Origin of the sequence: Sphingopyxis sp. Root154, assembly GCF_001427105.1 — a bacterium.
Classification (GTDB): domain Bacteria; phylum Pseudomonadota; class Alphaproteobacteria; order Sphingomonadales; family Sphingomonadaceae; genus Sphingopyxis.
This window is the reverse complement of record NZ_LMGI01000001.1, coordinates 110,385-123,908: the sequence shown is the minus strand read 5'-3', so window position 1 is coordinate 123,908 and position 13,524 is coordinate 110,385. Positions and strand designations below refer to the sequence as shown.

The 13,524-nt window shown below is 64.3% G+C and carries 14 protein-coding genes; 4 read left to right on the top strand and 10 right to left on the bottom strand.

Annotated features, from left to right (window positions below; all coding sequences use genetic code 11):
* Positions 1–266: 266 nt before the first annotated feature.
* Positions 267–1,364, bottom strand: coding sequence for a redox-regulated ATPase YchF (gene ychF, locus ASD73_RS00560; RefSeq protein WP_056370058.1), 1,098 nt, complete (start codon positions 1,362–1,364; stop codon positions 267–269).
* A 131-nt stretch (positions 1,365–1,495) separates the two neighbouring features.
* Between ychF and ASD73_RS00555 the strand changes: the two genes are divergently transcribed.
* Entirely contained in the window at positions 1,496–2,152 is a 657-nt protein-coding gene (locus ASD73_RS00555; protein WP_156377233.1) for a CAP domain-containing protein, read from the top strand.
* Between the two features lie 68 nt (positions 2,153–2,220).
* Entirely contained in the window at positions 2,221–3,372 is a 1,152-nt protein-coding gene (locus ASD73_RS00550; RefSeq protein ID WP_156377232.1) for a serine hydrolase domain-containing protein, read from the top strand.
* A gap of 44 nt (positions 3,373–3,416) precedes the next feature.
* On the opposite strand, the gene ASD73_RS00545 is transcribed toward ASD73_RS00550, so the two are convergent.
* The 9 genes from ASD73_RS00545 to ASD73_RS00505 form a co-directional block, all read right to left on the bottom strand.
* The gene (locus ASD73_RS00545) at positions 3,417–5,285 is read right to left on the bottom strand and encodes a PhoX family protein (RefSeq protein WP_056370064.1); all 1,869 of its coding nucleotides are present in this window, start codon (positions 5,283–5,285) and stop codon (positions 3,417–3,419) included.
* 150 nt (positions 5,286–5,435) lie between these two features.
* The gene (locus ASD73_RS00540) at positions 5,436–5,846 is read right to left on the bottom strand and encodes a GNAT family acetyltransferase (protein WP_056370066.1); all 411 of its coding nucleotides are present in this window, start codon (positions 5,844–5,846) and stop codon (positions 5,436–5,438) included.
* Positions 5,843–6,412, bottom strand: coding sequence for an aminoacyl-tRNA hydrolase (gene pth, locus ASD73_RS00535; protein ID WP_056370068.1), 570 nt, complete (start codon positions 6,410–6,412; stop codon positions 5,843–5,845). Before pth ends, ASD73_RS00540 begins: the two co-directional genes overlap by 4 nt.
* Before the next feature lie 57 nt (positions 6,413–6,469).
* Positions 6,470–7,108 (bottom strand): 50S ribosomal protein L25/general stress protein Ctc, encoded by a 639-nt coding sequence (locus ASD73_RS00530; protein WP_056370070.1) that lies wholly within the window; start codon positions 7,106–7,108, stop codon positions 6,470–6,472.
* 111 nt (positions 7,109–7,219) lie between these two features.
* The gene (locus tag ASD73_RS00525) at positions 7,220–8,062 is read right to left on the bottom strand and encodes a TraB/GumN family protein (RefSeq protein ID WP_235534036.1); all 843 of its coding nucleotides are present in this window, start codon (positions 8,060–8,062) and stop codon (positions 7,220–7,222) included.
* A 53-nt stretch (positions 8,063–8,115) separates the two neighbouring features.
* Positions 8,116–9,042 carry a TraB/GumN family protein gene (locus ASD73_RS00520; protein ID WP_056370074.1) on the bottom strand — a complete coding sequence of 309 codons (927 nt, stop codon included), beginning with the start codon at positions 9,040–9,042 and terminating at the stop codon, positions 8,116–8,118.
* A gap of 65 nt (positions 9,043–9,107) precedes the next feature.
* Positions 9,108–9,533 (bottom strand): hypothetical protein, encoded by a 426-nt coding sequence (locus tag ASD73_RS00515; protein ID WP_156377231.1) that lies wholly within the window; start codon positions 9,531–9,533, stop codon positions 9,108–9,110.
* Positions 9,526–9,738 carry a helix-turn-helix transcriptional regulator gene (locus tag ASD73_RS00510; RefSeq protein WP_056370077.1) on the bottom strand — a complete coding sequence of 71 codons (213 nt, stop codon included), beginning with the start codon at positions 9,736–9,738 and terminating at the stop codon, positions 9,526–9,528. The genes ASD73_RS00515 and ASD73_RS00510 overlap by 8 nt, the downstream gene beginning before the upstream one ends.
* Positions 9,739–9,974: 236 nt before the next feature.
* The gene (locus ASD73_RS00505) at positions 9,975–10,301 is read right to left on the bottom strand and encodes a UrcA family protein (protein ID WP_056370080.1); all 327 of its coding nucleotides are present in this window, start codon (positions 10,299–10,301) and stop codon (positions 9,975–9,977) included.
* A 277-nt stretch (positions 10,302–10,578) separates the two neighbouring features.
* Between ASD73_RS00505 and ASD73_RS00500 the strand changes: the two genes are divergently transcribed.
* Positions 10,579–11,460, top strand: a complete 882-nt coding sequence (locus ASD73_RS00500) for a glycine--tRNA ligase subunit alpha (RefSeq protein ID WP_056370513.1) — start codon at positions 10,579–10,581, stop codon at positions 11,458–11,460.
* Positions 11,457–13,517, top strand: a complete 2,061-nt coding sequence (gene glyS, locus ASD73_RS00495; protein WP_056370515.1) for a glycine--tRNA ligase subunit beta — start codon at positions 11,457–11,459, stop codon at positions 13,515–13,517. Before ASD73_RS00500 ends, glyS begins: the two co-directional genes overlap by 4 nt.
* The last annotated feature ends 7 nt before the right edge of the window (positions 13,518–13,524 follow it).

The following is a 13,524-nucleotide window of genomic DNA, read 5'->3' as shown; positions in this document are numbered from 1 at the left end:
TGCGATCAGGGGGGCTACAGCCAAGCCGCTAGAAGCCGCTCGGCACGAAATCGCTGTCCTACATTATCGCGCCGTGCCAGCCTGCGGCCCGCTCTTTGAAATCACCGGCTTTCGCAACATGTTCCTAAAGCGACAAAAGAGACAGTTTCGACGCGCACATGCGTATCCTTTGTCGTCTTAAAGCCTCAAAGGACGCAAAATTGATGCGCGTATGCGGGGCTTTTGTGGCTTTAAGCGCTGATCGGCGCCGCCATGACGGGGCCGCATCAGCTGTGCAGGAAATGCATCACGTCGCCGTCATGGACGACATAGGCCTTGCCTTCGGCGCGCAGCTTGCCTGCCTCGCGCGCCCGCGCTTCGCCGCCCAGCGCGATATAATCGTCATAGGCGATCGTTTCGGCGCGGATGAAGCCCTTCTGGAAATCGCTGTGGATTTCGCCCGCGGCCTCGGGCGCGGTGGCGCCCGTGTGGACGGTCCACGCGCGCGCTTCCTGCGGCCCGACGGTGAAGAAGGTGATCAGGTGCAGCAACTCGTAACCGGCGCGGATAACGCGCGCGAGGCCGGTTTCGTGCAGGCCCATTTCTTCGAGGAACTCGAGCCGGTCGGCCATGTCCATCGTCACCAGCTCGCTTTCGATCGCGGCGGAGACGACCACTGCCTGCGCACCCTCGGCGGCCGCCTTGGCGAAGACCTTCTCGGAAAAGGCGTTGCCGTTCGCGGCGCTGCCCTCGTCGACGTTGCAGACGTAGAGAACGGGCTTCGAGGTCAGCAGTTGCGCGGTGCGCAGGACGCGGGCTTCTTCCTCGTCCTTGGGTTCGGTCAGCCGCGCGGGCTTGCCTTCGCGCAGCAGGTCGAGCGCCTGGCCAAGCACCGAGGCGGCGATCTTCGCTTCCTTGTCGCCCTGCGCGGCCTTTTTGGCGAAGGCGGGGACGCGCTTTTCGAGGCTTTCGAGGTCGGAGAGCAGCAGCTCGGTTTCGACGGTCTCGGCGTCGGCGACCGGGTCGACCTTGTTTTCGACATGCTGGATGTCATCATCCTCGAAGCAACGCAGGACATGGACGATCGCATCGACTTCGCGGATGTTGCCGAGGAACTGGTTGCCGAGCCCTTCGCCCTTCGACGCGCCGCGCACGAGGCCGGCGATGTCGACGAAGGCGAGCTGCGTCGCGATGATCTTCTTGCTGCTCGCGATCGCGGCGAGCTTTTCTAGCCGCGCATCGGGCACCGCGACATTGCCGATATTCGGCTCGATCGTGCAGAAAGGATAGTTCGCCGCCTGAGCCGCCGCGGTCTCGGTCAGCGCGTTGAACAGGGTGGACTTGCCGACGTTGGGCAGGCCGACGATGCCGCATTTGAAACCCATAAAAACTCCGTGAGGTTCGGCGCGCGATTGAGTGAGGCGCCGGTGTTGCAGCGCCCCTAGCGCCAGATTGCTTTCGGCGCCAGTCTTTGCCGTTGCGCGCGGTTCAGACTTGCGGCTTTATCGCGCTCGCCATGACAAAGCCCCGCCTCCTTCTTGCCGCCGGCATCTTGCTGACTATCGGCGCCACCGCCGCCGTCGCTGCGCCGAGCCGCTTCGAAGAGGGCGTTTTCACCGAACTCAATCGCTTTCGCAGCGATCCCGCGGCCTATGCCGAATATCTGCGCGACTATCGCCCGCGCTTCGAAGGCAAGCTGCTGGTCAGCAACGACGACAGCGAGATCGACATCATGACGCGCGAGGGCGTCGCCGCGGTCGACGAGGCGATCCGCGACCTCCGCCGCGAAAGGCCGCTCCCCGAACTGGAATGGAGCGACCCGCTGGCGCGCGCCGCCGCGGACCATGTCGCGGTCCAGTCGCGGTCGGGGGCGGTCGGCCATTATACGCGGGGCAGCGGCCCCGGCGAACGGATGAAGGCGCGCGGCGGCCGCCCCTATGTGAACGAAGTTATCACCTATGGGCATCACACGCCCGAAGGCGTCGTCGACCAGCTGCTGATCGACGACGGCGTGCCCGACCGCGGCCATCGCCACAGCCTGCTGCGTCCGACGCACCGCTATGCCGGCATCGCCTGCGGCCGGCATCCGGTGCACCGGACGATGTGCGTGACCTTGATGTCGCAGACGCGCGACGGCTCGCCGCCGCCACCGCCGCAGAGAAAAGCGCCCTGACCGCAATCTGTTGCGAGGTGTGTTGTTATGGTATAGCAGCTGTTATGTCTTGATATCGGGAGATGGCGATGCGCGCTGCGAAACTGGCCTGGATTCTGCCCATGCTGATGGCAACGCCCGCGGTGGCCAAGCCGATACCGGGCAACGAGGCAATCGCCGGAACCGCGCGGCAGGCAATGACCGCAACGGGCGCGCGGGGTCTCGCTATCGCGGTGGTCGACCGAGGCAAGGTCGTGTCGGTGCAGGCGTTCGGCGAGCGCAATGCGAAGGGCGATCCGCTGACGCCGCAGACCATCATGTACGGCGCGTCGCTGACCAAGGCGGTCTTCGCCTATTCGGTGTTGCGGCTGGTCGATGAGGGCAAGGTCGAGCTCGACAAGCCGATTGCTGCGATGCTCGAAAAGCCGCTGCCCGACTATGGCAATCTCGACGCCTATGGCAATTGGGCCGACCTTGCCGGCGACAAGCGCTGGCGAACGATCACCCCGCGTATGGTGCTGAACCACAGCACCGGCTTTGCGAATTTCCATTTCCTCGAACCCGACGGCAGGCTGCGCATCCATTTCGATCCGGGCAGCCGCTACAGCTATTCGGGCGAAGGGATCATGCTGCTCCAGTTCGGGATCGAGAAGGGGCTCGGGCTCGATGCGGGCAGGGAGCTTCAGCGGCTCGTCTTCGATCCGCTGCAGATGCCGAACAGTAGCCTGGTCTGGCGCACCGATTTCGCCGCGAATCTGGCTGACGGCTGGGAACTCGACGGTAAGGCGGTGCCGCACGACGAGCGCGGCCGCGTCCGCGCCGCGGGGTCGATGGATACGACGATCACCGATCTGGCCAATTTCGCGGCGGCGTTAGTGTCTGGACAGGGGCTGTCAAAGGCATCGCGCGCGGAACTGCTGCGACCGAGCCTCGCGATCCGTTCGCGCTCGCAATTCCCGACGCTGGATGGCGACGCTCCTGCGGCGGAACAGCCCGTGGGTGTGGCATCAAGCGTCGGTCTGATCACCTTCACCGGACCGCAGGGCACCGCATTCTTCCGCGGCGGACACAATGATTCGACCGGCAACACGCTCGTCTGCCTTGAAAATGGCGAGCGGTGCGTACTGATCATGTCGAACGACGTCCGTGCCGAGGCCGCTTTCCCCATGATCGTGCGGGACATATTGGGTGAGACCGGCGCTCCGTGGCGCTGGATCTTCGGCGATATGAAGTTCATCTGAGGCTCGCCGCCCGCTCCCGGTAAAAGAGAGCGGGCGGCGCGCAATCAGACACCGACCGGCTGGGCGTCGGTGCGGCGGACGACGACGGTCGACGAGCGCGGCTGCTGCCCCGCGACCGGCCAGTTGCCCGTCGGGTGCTGGATGTTCACGAAGAAGGTCTTGAGGTCGGGCGTATAGGCCAGACCCGTGATCTCGGAGCCAAGCGGGCCGACGAGGAAGCGCTTCGACTGCTTCGTGACCTGATCGACATAGAACATTGCATTGTGACCGAACGCCTGGTCGATCGTCCGCCCAGCGACCCCCGAGTTGCCGGGAACGCTGTGATCGGTCTGCACCCACATGCGACCCTGCGGGTCGATGCGCAGGCCGTCGGGGCTGGAGAAGGTGTCGCCGTTGATATTGCCGACGAGGTTGCTGCCGCCCGCCGAGAGCGACGGATCGCCCGCGGTCAGGAAGATTTCCCAGCTGAACTTGGTCGCCAGCGGCGAATCGCCTTCTTCGCGGAACTTGATGATGTGCCCGTGCAGGTTGGTGACGCGCGGGTTGGCGGGGTCGACGACGCGGCGGCCGCTGTTGTTGGTCAGCGTGCAATAGACCGCCTTGTTGTCGGGCGCGACGGTCAGCCATTCGGGGCGGTCCATTACGGTGCCGCCCGCGACGCGCGCCGCCGACTGGCAGCGGAGCAGGACGTCGGCCTGGTTGTTGAAGCTGACGATCGCCGGCGTCGGCGGCGTCGTGCTCTGGCTGACGTTGCCGGGATCCGACGCGTTCGCGGTCAGGCCGTTCTGGCCGACCACCAGCGCACGCCATTCGCCGGTGCCGTTGCCGTTGAAGCGCGCGACATAGAGCGTGCCATAGTCGAGCAGGTCCGTGTTCGCGGCGCGGTTCGTGGCGCTGTAGGCGCGGTCGGGGACGAATTTATAGATGCAGCCCGGCGTCGTGTCGTCGCCCATATAGAAAGCGACGCGGCGGTCGGCGTTCGCCATATAGGCGACATTCTCGTGATTGAAGCGGCCCATCGCGGTGCGCTTCGTCGGCTGCGCCAGTTCGCGCAGCGGATCGATCTCGACCACCCAGCCATAGTTGTTCGCGGGCTGCGTCGGGTCGAAATAATTGTCCATCGTCTCTTCGCAGGTCAGATAGGTGTCCCACGGCGTCCGGCCGCTCGAACAATTGTTGAGCATGCCCTTGATCGTGCCCGACAGCAGGCCCGCGGCGGGGCCGCCGGCGCGATAGCTGCTGTTGCCGGTATAGCGCCGGTTGTACGTCGATCCGGCCTGCACGGCCCATTTGCCGTCGCTGCCCTTGGCGATTTCGACGACGCCGATGCCGACCGCCGAAAGCGCGAGCGCCTTCTGGTCGGCGGTTGCGGTCGCGGCGTCATAGCTGCCCGCCATCAGGATGTTGAAGTCGGGATATTCGTAATTCATCGCGAGGATGCCGCGGTTGTTGGCGTCGACGCCCGGAAAGGCGAAATATTCCATGCCGTCGTGATTGCCGCCCGCCCATTTTTCGGCGACCGCGGGGGTGGGGAAGCTGCCCGAATAGGCGGCGCCCGTTTCAACCGAATCGCCGGCCTTCAGCAGCACGTCGACACTGTAGCCCGCGGGTACGGTGACCTTGTCGTCCTGATTCGCGGCGACCGCGGCGAAACTGACCGCGTAGCTGACCGGCGTGGGCGTCGGGGTGGGGGTCGGTGTCGGGGTGGGCGTAGGCAGAACGACCGAGGGGTCGCCGCTGGTGTCGTCGCACGCGGCGAGCGCCGGCAGGATCGACAGACCGAACAGGCCGTTGCGGAGCAACGTCCGGCGCGAGGGATTTTTGGCAACGATCGCCTCCAGGCTGTCAGGCCCCGGAAGCGTATCGGTTTCGCCGCGATAAGGCGCGCGGGCGTCGTCGGTAAGATGTGACATGCAGTCCCCCTGTTTTCGGTTGAGCCCCGGACTGGATCGTCCGGAATGAGGTGGCGCACCGATTGCAGAGGGAGGTGTCAGCTAGATGGCTTCACCATGTCGGGAGCGTATGATTCCTATGACGCTTCAGTGACATGAGGAGCCGTCGGATCAGGTCAGCCACCGGGCGAAAACACGGACGTCCTGCTGTTCCCAGCCAAGATGCTCGTAAAGGCCCGATACAGGATTGCCATCGCGAAGCATCAACTCGACCTTGGGGCAGCCGCGAAGCCGGAGCCATTCGCACGCGGCGTCGAGCAATTGTCGCGCAAGGCCCTGTCCCTGATGGTCCGGCGCGACGCCAAGATAATAGATCCAGCCGCGGTGTCCGTCGAAACCGGTCATCGCGGTTGCGACGATCCGCGCGCCGCGTTCAGCCACAATGACCGTCGAAGCTTCATGGTCGAGCGCGCGCCGGAAATCGGCGTCCGAATCATTCCATGGGCGCGTCAGGCCGCACGCTTCCCAGATCGCGACGACGGCATCGCGATCGGCGGCCGTTGCGTCGCGCGTGGTGGTCACCCCTGCAGGCGCAGCGCGAGGTCGCTCTGGAACCGCACGTCGTCGCCGTCGGCGAGCCATTTCGCCTCGGCGGCGATCGCGCCGAGCAGGTCGATCAGCGGCTCCATCTCGCTCTTGTGGTAATTGCCAAGGACATGGCCGGTGACGCGGTCCTTGTGTCCCGGATGGCCGATGCCGATGCGCACGCGGCGGAAATCCTCGCCGATATGCTGGATCATCGACCGGATGCCATTATGGCCCGCCGCGCCGCCGCCCTGTTTCACCTTCACCTTCATCGGCGCGAGATCGAGCTCGTCGTAGAAGGCGGTGACATCCTGCGGGGTCAATTTATAGAAATCGAGCGCGGCGCGCACGCTGCGGCCGCTTTCGTTCATGAAGGTGCCGGGCTTGAGCAGCAGGATGCGCTGCGATCCGATGCGCCCGTCCTGGATCCAGCCCTGGAATTTCTTCGCGGGCGCCGGAAAGTCCTGGACATCGGCGATGACATCGGCGGCCATGAAGCCGACATTGTGGCGGTGCATCGCATATTGGGGCCCGGGATTTCCGAGGCCGACCCAGAGCTGCATGCTATTCGCCTTTCGTGGAAGGCCCCTCCCGCCAGGGGAGGGGCCGCCCGGATATGATCAGGCTTCTTCGCCGTCTTCGGCAGCAGCTTCGCCGCTGTCGACGGTGGTATCGCCTTCGCTCGACTTCATCGCCGAGGGGGCGACGATCGTGGCGATGGTGAAGTCGCGATCGGTGATCGCGCTTTCGGCGCCCTTGGGCAGGGTGACGTTGCTGATGTGGATCGAATCGCCAACGTCGAAACCGGTGACGTCGATCGTGATCTCGTCAGGGATCTTGTCCGCGTCACAGGCAATTTCCAGCTCGTGACGAACGACGTTCAGCACGCCGCCGCGCTTCAGGCCCGGCGAGGCTTCTTCGTTCGTGAACACGACCGGAACCGCGACGGTAACCTTGGCGTCCTTCGCGATGCGGAGGAAATCGGCGTGGATCGGGCGATCCTTGACCGGGTGGAAAGCGACGTCCTTCGGCAGGGTGCGGATGGTCTTGCCACCCACGTCGATCATCACGACCGAGTTCATGAAGTGACCCGTCATCAGCTGCTTCATCAGCAGCTTTTCTTCGACGTGGATCATCAGGGGTTCTTCTTTGCCGCCATAGACAACGGCGGGGACGCGGCCATTGCGACGCAGGTCACGCGAGGCTCCCTTGCCTCCGCGTTCGCGCGTCTCGGCCGTCAGCGTCAGCTGATCGCTCATATCATTTCTCCGAGAAACAGTTACACAGTTCCGCCACGCCTCCAGGGATGACCATGGACGGAAGCGGCGGCGCTTAGCGGGGAAGCGACGGAAATGCAAGCGCGACGGCGCTTATTGCACCCGCGTCACCTTGAGGCCGTCCGCCTCGAGCATCGCGGGTACGCCGTCGGCCCCGACCAGATGCCCTGCGCCGACCGCCATCAGCACCGTCCCCGGCTGTTCGAGGCGTTTCTGCACCCACGCGCTCCAGCGCCGGTTGCGGTCGGTGATGATCGCCTTGCGCGCTGCCGGCACCGTGTCGACATCCTCGTTGATGACCTTTTCCAGCGCAGCCACGTCGCCGCGGCCCCACGCAGCGGTCAGGGCGCCGACCTCCTTCACCGCATCGCCCGATTTTTCGGCGGCACGGGTCAGGAGCGTGCGCTGCGTCTTCGCGTCGAGCGTTTCGAACAGCATCAACTGCTCGCGCGCGGTCTCGAGACCGCGGATCGGCTTTCGGGCGTCCTTGAACTGTTCGGTCAGTCGCGTTTCGACACCGTCCGAAGAATCCAGCTCGGCATTTTGTGCCACGCGCTGACCCATCAGCACCATCACCGCCCAATCGTCGAGCGTGTCACCGCCGAAATCGCCGCCGTTCGCCTCCAGCGCCCGATAGCCGGCGAGCGCGGGGGGCGGCAGCCGTTTTTCCATCGCGAGTGGTGCGGTCCGGGGGGCGAGCGATTGAAAGACTCCGCCCGCCTCCGCCAGCTCCTCGGGCGACAATTCCATCACCAGTTCATCGGCGGACCCGATCGCATCAGCGACCTTGTCGCCGTGCCAGTCGGTGCCGCGCGGCAGCGCGTGCATTGCGCCTAGCATATAGATTTGCGTGTCGTCGTCGGCGACCAGCCACATTGCCGGCTTCGCCTGCTGTGTCGGCTCGGCGGTGCCGCACGCCGCGAGCAGGCACGGCAAAAGGGCCGCCGCAATGCGGCGACCCCGATGGCCGGAAAGGCGGGGCGCCCCGCTCAATATTTGACCCGCTTGGCGACGATGCCGCGTGCCTTCAGATAATCCTGCACGCTTTTATCGCCTGCCAGATGACCCGCGCCGACCGCGACGAACACGGTGCCCGGCTGGTCCATCCGTGCCTTCAATTGATCGGCCCAGCGGGCATTGCGGTCCCAGAGCAGCACCTTCCCGAGTTCGGGCGTCTCGGCCAAACTTTCATTCATCGTCACGGCCAGCGCATCGGGATCGCCCTTCGCCCACTGCCCGACCATCTTGTCGAGCTGCGGCCCCAGCTTGTCGAGATCCCTGACCACCGAATTCAGGAAGCTGATCTGCTGGTTTTCGGGCAGCGTATCGAAATAGCCCAGCTGCTGGCCCAGCGTTTCAAGCCCCACAACCGGCTTCCCGGCCCTTTTGGCCGAGCTCGTCAGCAGCTTTTCGACGCCCTGTTCGGGATCATAGCCGAGCTTGGTGAGCGGCAGCACCGACAGGGTCATGGCGGGAAACCAGGGCTCGAACATATCGAACTGCGTTGGTGCTATGCCGAGGCTGGCCAACGCGGCCTCATAGGCCTTGAGCTGCTCGGGATCGAGGCGCGAGGAGAGCGTCTTGCCGCTCTGGTCCATCGCCAGCGACATCATTTCCTTCAGCATCGCCACCTGATCTTCGGGCATCACCATTTCGAGCATCAGCTCGTCGGATTTGTCGAACGCCGTCTTCACCGCCTCGTCGAACCAGCCGAGGCCGGGTTTCAGCACATGGACGGTGCCAAAGAGGTAGATCGTGGTGTCCTTGTCCTTGACGACCCACAGCGCGGGATCGGCATCGGTCGTGGCAGGTGCCGCCGCGGCGCCCGGCTCGGCGGCATAAGCGGCGGGGAGTGCGGACGACGAGAAAGCGACGATCGCGCAGGTTGTGGCAAGCTTCTTGAACCAGGTTTTCATCGGGAAATCACTTTCGTTACCGGCGCTTATGGCCGGATCGAGCGGGGAAGGGGAGCGGAAAATACTCAGCGGTATTTGAGCCACAGCCAGACGATGAGGTTGACCGCCAGCGCGCCGGCGAACAGCAGCATCGCGTCGGGAGCTGGCGCGATGCCGGCCCGGTGCAAAACCCACCATGTCGGCGCCGACAGCGTGAACGTGTACCATGCGGCGAGACCGGCCCACAGATAGGCGCGCTCCTCATGATCATCGACCGCGCGATGATAGATGGCGAGGCTGACGATCATGCCGACGACCCAGAGGATTGCGGCGCCGGTGGCGAAGCCTGGGGTCAGCGGCGCGTTGCTGAATATCGTCAGCCCGTCACCGGTTTCTCCGCGCTGCATCACGGCACCGAGGACGGCGCCCACCACCAAAGCCAATCCGATTCCGGCCGCATAGCATTTGCGGCGCGGCGACATCGGGCGTTTCATGTTCCGGGTCTCAGTCATTGTCGCTTCCTTCGTGGCCGTCATCAAAAATCTCTTCGATCGGCATGTCGAACAGCCGCGCGAGCTTGAAGGCGAGCGGAAGCGAGGGGTCATATTTCCCCGTTTCGATCGCGTTCACCGCCTGCCGCGAGACATCGAGCCGGTCGGCGAGTTCCGCCTGGCTCCAGTTCCGCATCGCGCGCAGCACTTTCAATTTATTGTTCATCGGCGCCTCGCCAGCATTTCCATCCGAAGAATCCCGGCCTTCCCATAGCGCATCAAAATCTCGGGGAAGGGAATTTTATGGGCCTTCGGGATGGTCGGGGTTTGGGGCAACGGGGTCCGGATCGTTCGTTCGTTTCGGCAATGGGCTGGAGCGCCGTCATCATGAGGGCGCTCCAGCCCAAGTCGCCAGCCGCCACCGGGGAGGCGCGGCGCGAACGAAACCATCCAATCCTGTCGTCAGCGCGGCGCGCCGATCATCAGCAGCGCGAGCTGCGTGCCGCCCTGAGCCCGGGCGATTGCGCGCTTAGTGCGCGGTTCGGTCTGTGCGAGGGCGGCCGAAATGCACGCCGCGCGGCGGCTGTTCTCGGCAGCGCCGCGAGCGCCGGTATTGCAGACGGCGCGAGCCGCGCTCTTCAGGCGGGTGTCCAACCGGTCGCGATCGGTTGCGCGGCTCAGGTTCAGGTCGTCGGTGCGGACGGCGGCGCGCCTGTCTTCGGCGTGCGCCGCGGCGGGGATGGCGGCGGCGGTAAACGAGAGGGCGAGGATCAGCGTGCGGGCCATCATGTGTATTCTCCTTGGATCGACCGGGTCTTGGTCAACTCAACATGTCTTAATGTCAGGTATGCATGACTATATGTCGCGATTTGCTGACCATGTCAACAACACCTTACAAAAAGTTCTGCACACCTGACCAAGTCGCGTATTTTCGCGCCGTGACGAAAAGTGCGGAGCCTTGACCATGCGCCGCCGCTAGGCCAATGCGGCGGCGATTTTTTGCACCTGCGAAGGAATTGCGGCCGTGGCCGACGGGGCGGACAAGACACCACTCAGCTTTCAGGACATGATCCTGACGCTGCACGCCTATTGGGCGGCGCGCGGTTGCGCGATTTTGCAGCCGTATGACATGCGCGTCGGGGCAGGGACCTTTCACCCGTCGACGACGCTGCGCAGCCTCGGCCCCGAGCCGTGGAATGTCGCCTATGTCCAGCCGAGCCGCCGCCCGACCGACGGCCGCTATGGCGAGAACCCGAACCGGCTCCAGCATTATTACCAGTATCAGGTGATCCTGAAGCCGTCGCCGGCCGACCTGCAGGAACAATATCTGGGCAGCCTCGCCGCGATCGGCATCGACCCGCTGCTCCACGACATCCGTTTCGTCGAGGACGACTGGGAGTCGCCGACGCTCGGTGCGTGGGGATTGGGCTGGGAAGTCTGGTGCGACGGGATGGAAGTCACCCAGTTCACCTATTTCCAGCAGATGGGCGGCTTCGACTGCAAACCCGTCGCGGGCGAGCTCACCTACGGGCTCGAACGCCTCGCCATGTATATCCAGAATGTCGACAATGTTTACGACCTGCGCTTTTCCGACGCGGTCGGCGATGTCGCGGCGGTCAGCTATGGCGACGTGTTCCTCGAGAATGAAAAGCAGTTCTCGAAATGGAATTTCGAGGTCGCCGACACCGGCACGCTCTTTGCTGGCTTCAAGGCTGCCGAGGATGAGTGCAACCGCGCGATCGAGGCAGGCGTTCCGCTCGCGGCCTATGACCAGGCGATCGAGGCGAGCCACCTCTTCAACCTGCTCCAGGCGCGCGGCGTGATCAGCGTGCAGGAACGCGCCAACTATATGGCGCGCGTCCGCGACCTCGCAAAAGGCAGCTGCAAGGCGTGGATCGACAGCCAGTCCGAACGCTGGACCGCAAAATATCCGGGGTGGACGCTGTGACCGACTTTCTTCTCGAACTGCGCAGCGAGGAAATCCCGGCGCGGATGCAGGCCGGCGCGCGAGCGACACTGGAAACCTTGTTCACCAACCAAATGCTGGCGGTCGATGTCGCGATTGGGAAGATTACAGTGTGGTCAACGCCCCGTCGGCTGGCTCTAATTGTCCGTGACCTGCCACTCGAAACGAACGCAGTTCATGAAGACATCAAAGGCCCTCGTGTTGGCGCGCCTCCGGCCGCGTTGGAGGGCTTCCTTCGCAAGACAGGTCTTACGCAGGATCAACTGGTCCAGAGCGACGGCGTGTGGTTTGCGAGGCAGCACAAGCCTGGTCGTCCAATGAATGACGTGCTCGCCGAGGCGATCCCCGCGATCATCCGCGCCTTCGCCTGGCCGAAGTCGATGCGCTGGGGCAGGGACAGCGCGAGCAGCGAAAGCCTGCGCTGGGTCCGCCCGCTGTCGGGCATCGTCGCGATTTTCGGCGAAGACCTCATTGCGTGTGAAGTTAGCGGGATTTCCGCCGGTTTCGCGACGCGCGGCCACCGCTTCCACTGCCCGGGCGAGATCACGATCGGCTCGGCATCGGACTATGCCGAAAAGCTTCGCGCCTGCCACGTCATCGTCGACCATGAGGAGCGCCAGTCGATCATCCGCGATGGCGCTGCGAAGGCGGCGGCCGATGCGGGGCTGGCGCTCGTCGAGGACGAGGGGTTGGTGATCGAGAATGCCGGCCTCACCGAATGGCCGGTGCCGCTGCTCGGCCGCTTCGACACCGCCTTCCTCGAAGTCCCGCCCGAGGTCATCCAGCTCACCGCGCGCGTGAACCAGAAATATTTCGTCGTGAACGGCAAGGACGGCAAACTCGCCAACGGCTTCGTCTGCACCGCGAACATCGACGCGGTCGATGGCGGCAAGGAAGTCGTGGCAGGCAACGAGAAGGTTCTTGCGGCGCGCCTTTCAGATGCACGCTTCTTTTGGGAGCAGGATCTCGCCCACCCGCTTGAATCCTATCTTCCGAAGCTTGAATCTATGCTTCTCTACGAGGGCATGGGGTCGCTGCGCGAAAAGGCTGATCGCATCTCCACACTGGCGGGATGGATTGCGGAGCAATATTTCCCCGAGCGTGACCCGGATACAGCGCGCCGTGCCGGCTTGCTTGCCAAGGCCGATTTGGCGACCGGAATGGTCGGAGAGTTCCCGGAGCTCCAGGGTGTCATGGGCAGCTATTATGCTGAAAAGGGCGGCGAAAAGCCGGGAACGGTTTCGGCTCTGCAGCAGCAATATGTCGCCGCCGTCGAGGGTTGCATTCCCGCCTGCGTCGCGCTTGCCGACCGTATCGACACGCTGACACTCTTCTTCGCGCGCAACATCAAGCCGACCGGCTCACGGGATCCGTTCGCGCTGCGCCGTGCCGCGCTGCAGACGATCCAGACCGTACTCGTCAACGGCACGCGCCTCAATCTGAAGCGATTGGTTCAGAAGAGTCACGAGATTGCAGCAGCAAATGATGCTATCCGGCAGAATCTGGAAAACGTCGATGGGGCAGCTGTTTCGGCCGAGCTGCTCGATTTCTTTGCTGACCGCCTCAAGGTCCAGCAGCGCGAAGCCGGCGTCCGGCACGACCTGATCGACGCGGTGTTCGCGCTCGGCGGTGAGGATGATCTTGTTCGCCTGCTCGCCCGCGTGAAGGCGCTGCAGGCGTTCATGGCGACCGAGGATGGCACGAACTTGCTTGCGGGCTACAAGCGCGCGGCAAATATCCTGAAGCAGGTGGGTGAGGTGAGCGGCAACGCTGCCGCGACGCCGCCGACCGATGCCGACGCCGTGCTGCTCGCCGCGCTCGACAGCGCTGAACCCGCGGCTTCCGCCGCCGTCGCCGACGAACGCTTCACCGACGCCATGGCAGCGCTCGCCAGCCTCCGCGCCCCGATCGACGCTTTCTTCGACGGCGTGATGGTCAACGACCCCGATGAGGACGTTCGCGCATACCGCCTCGGTCTGCTGTCGCGCTTCACCGGCGCGGTGCACGGCGTCGCCGATTTCTCGAAGATCGAGGGATAGGCGCGGC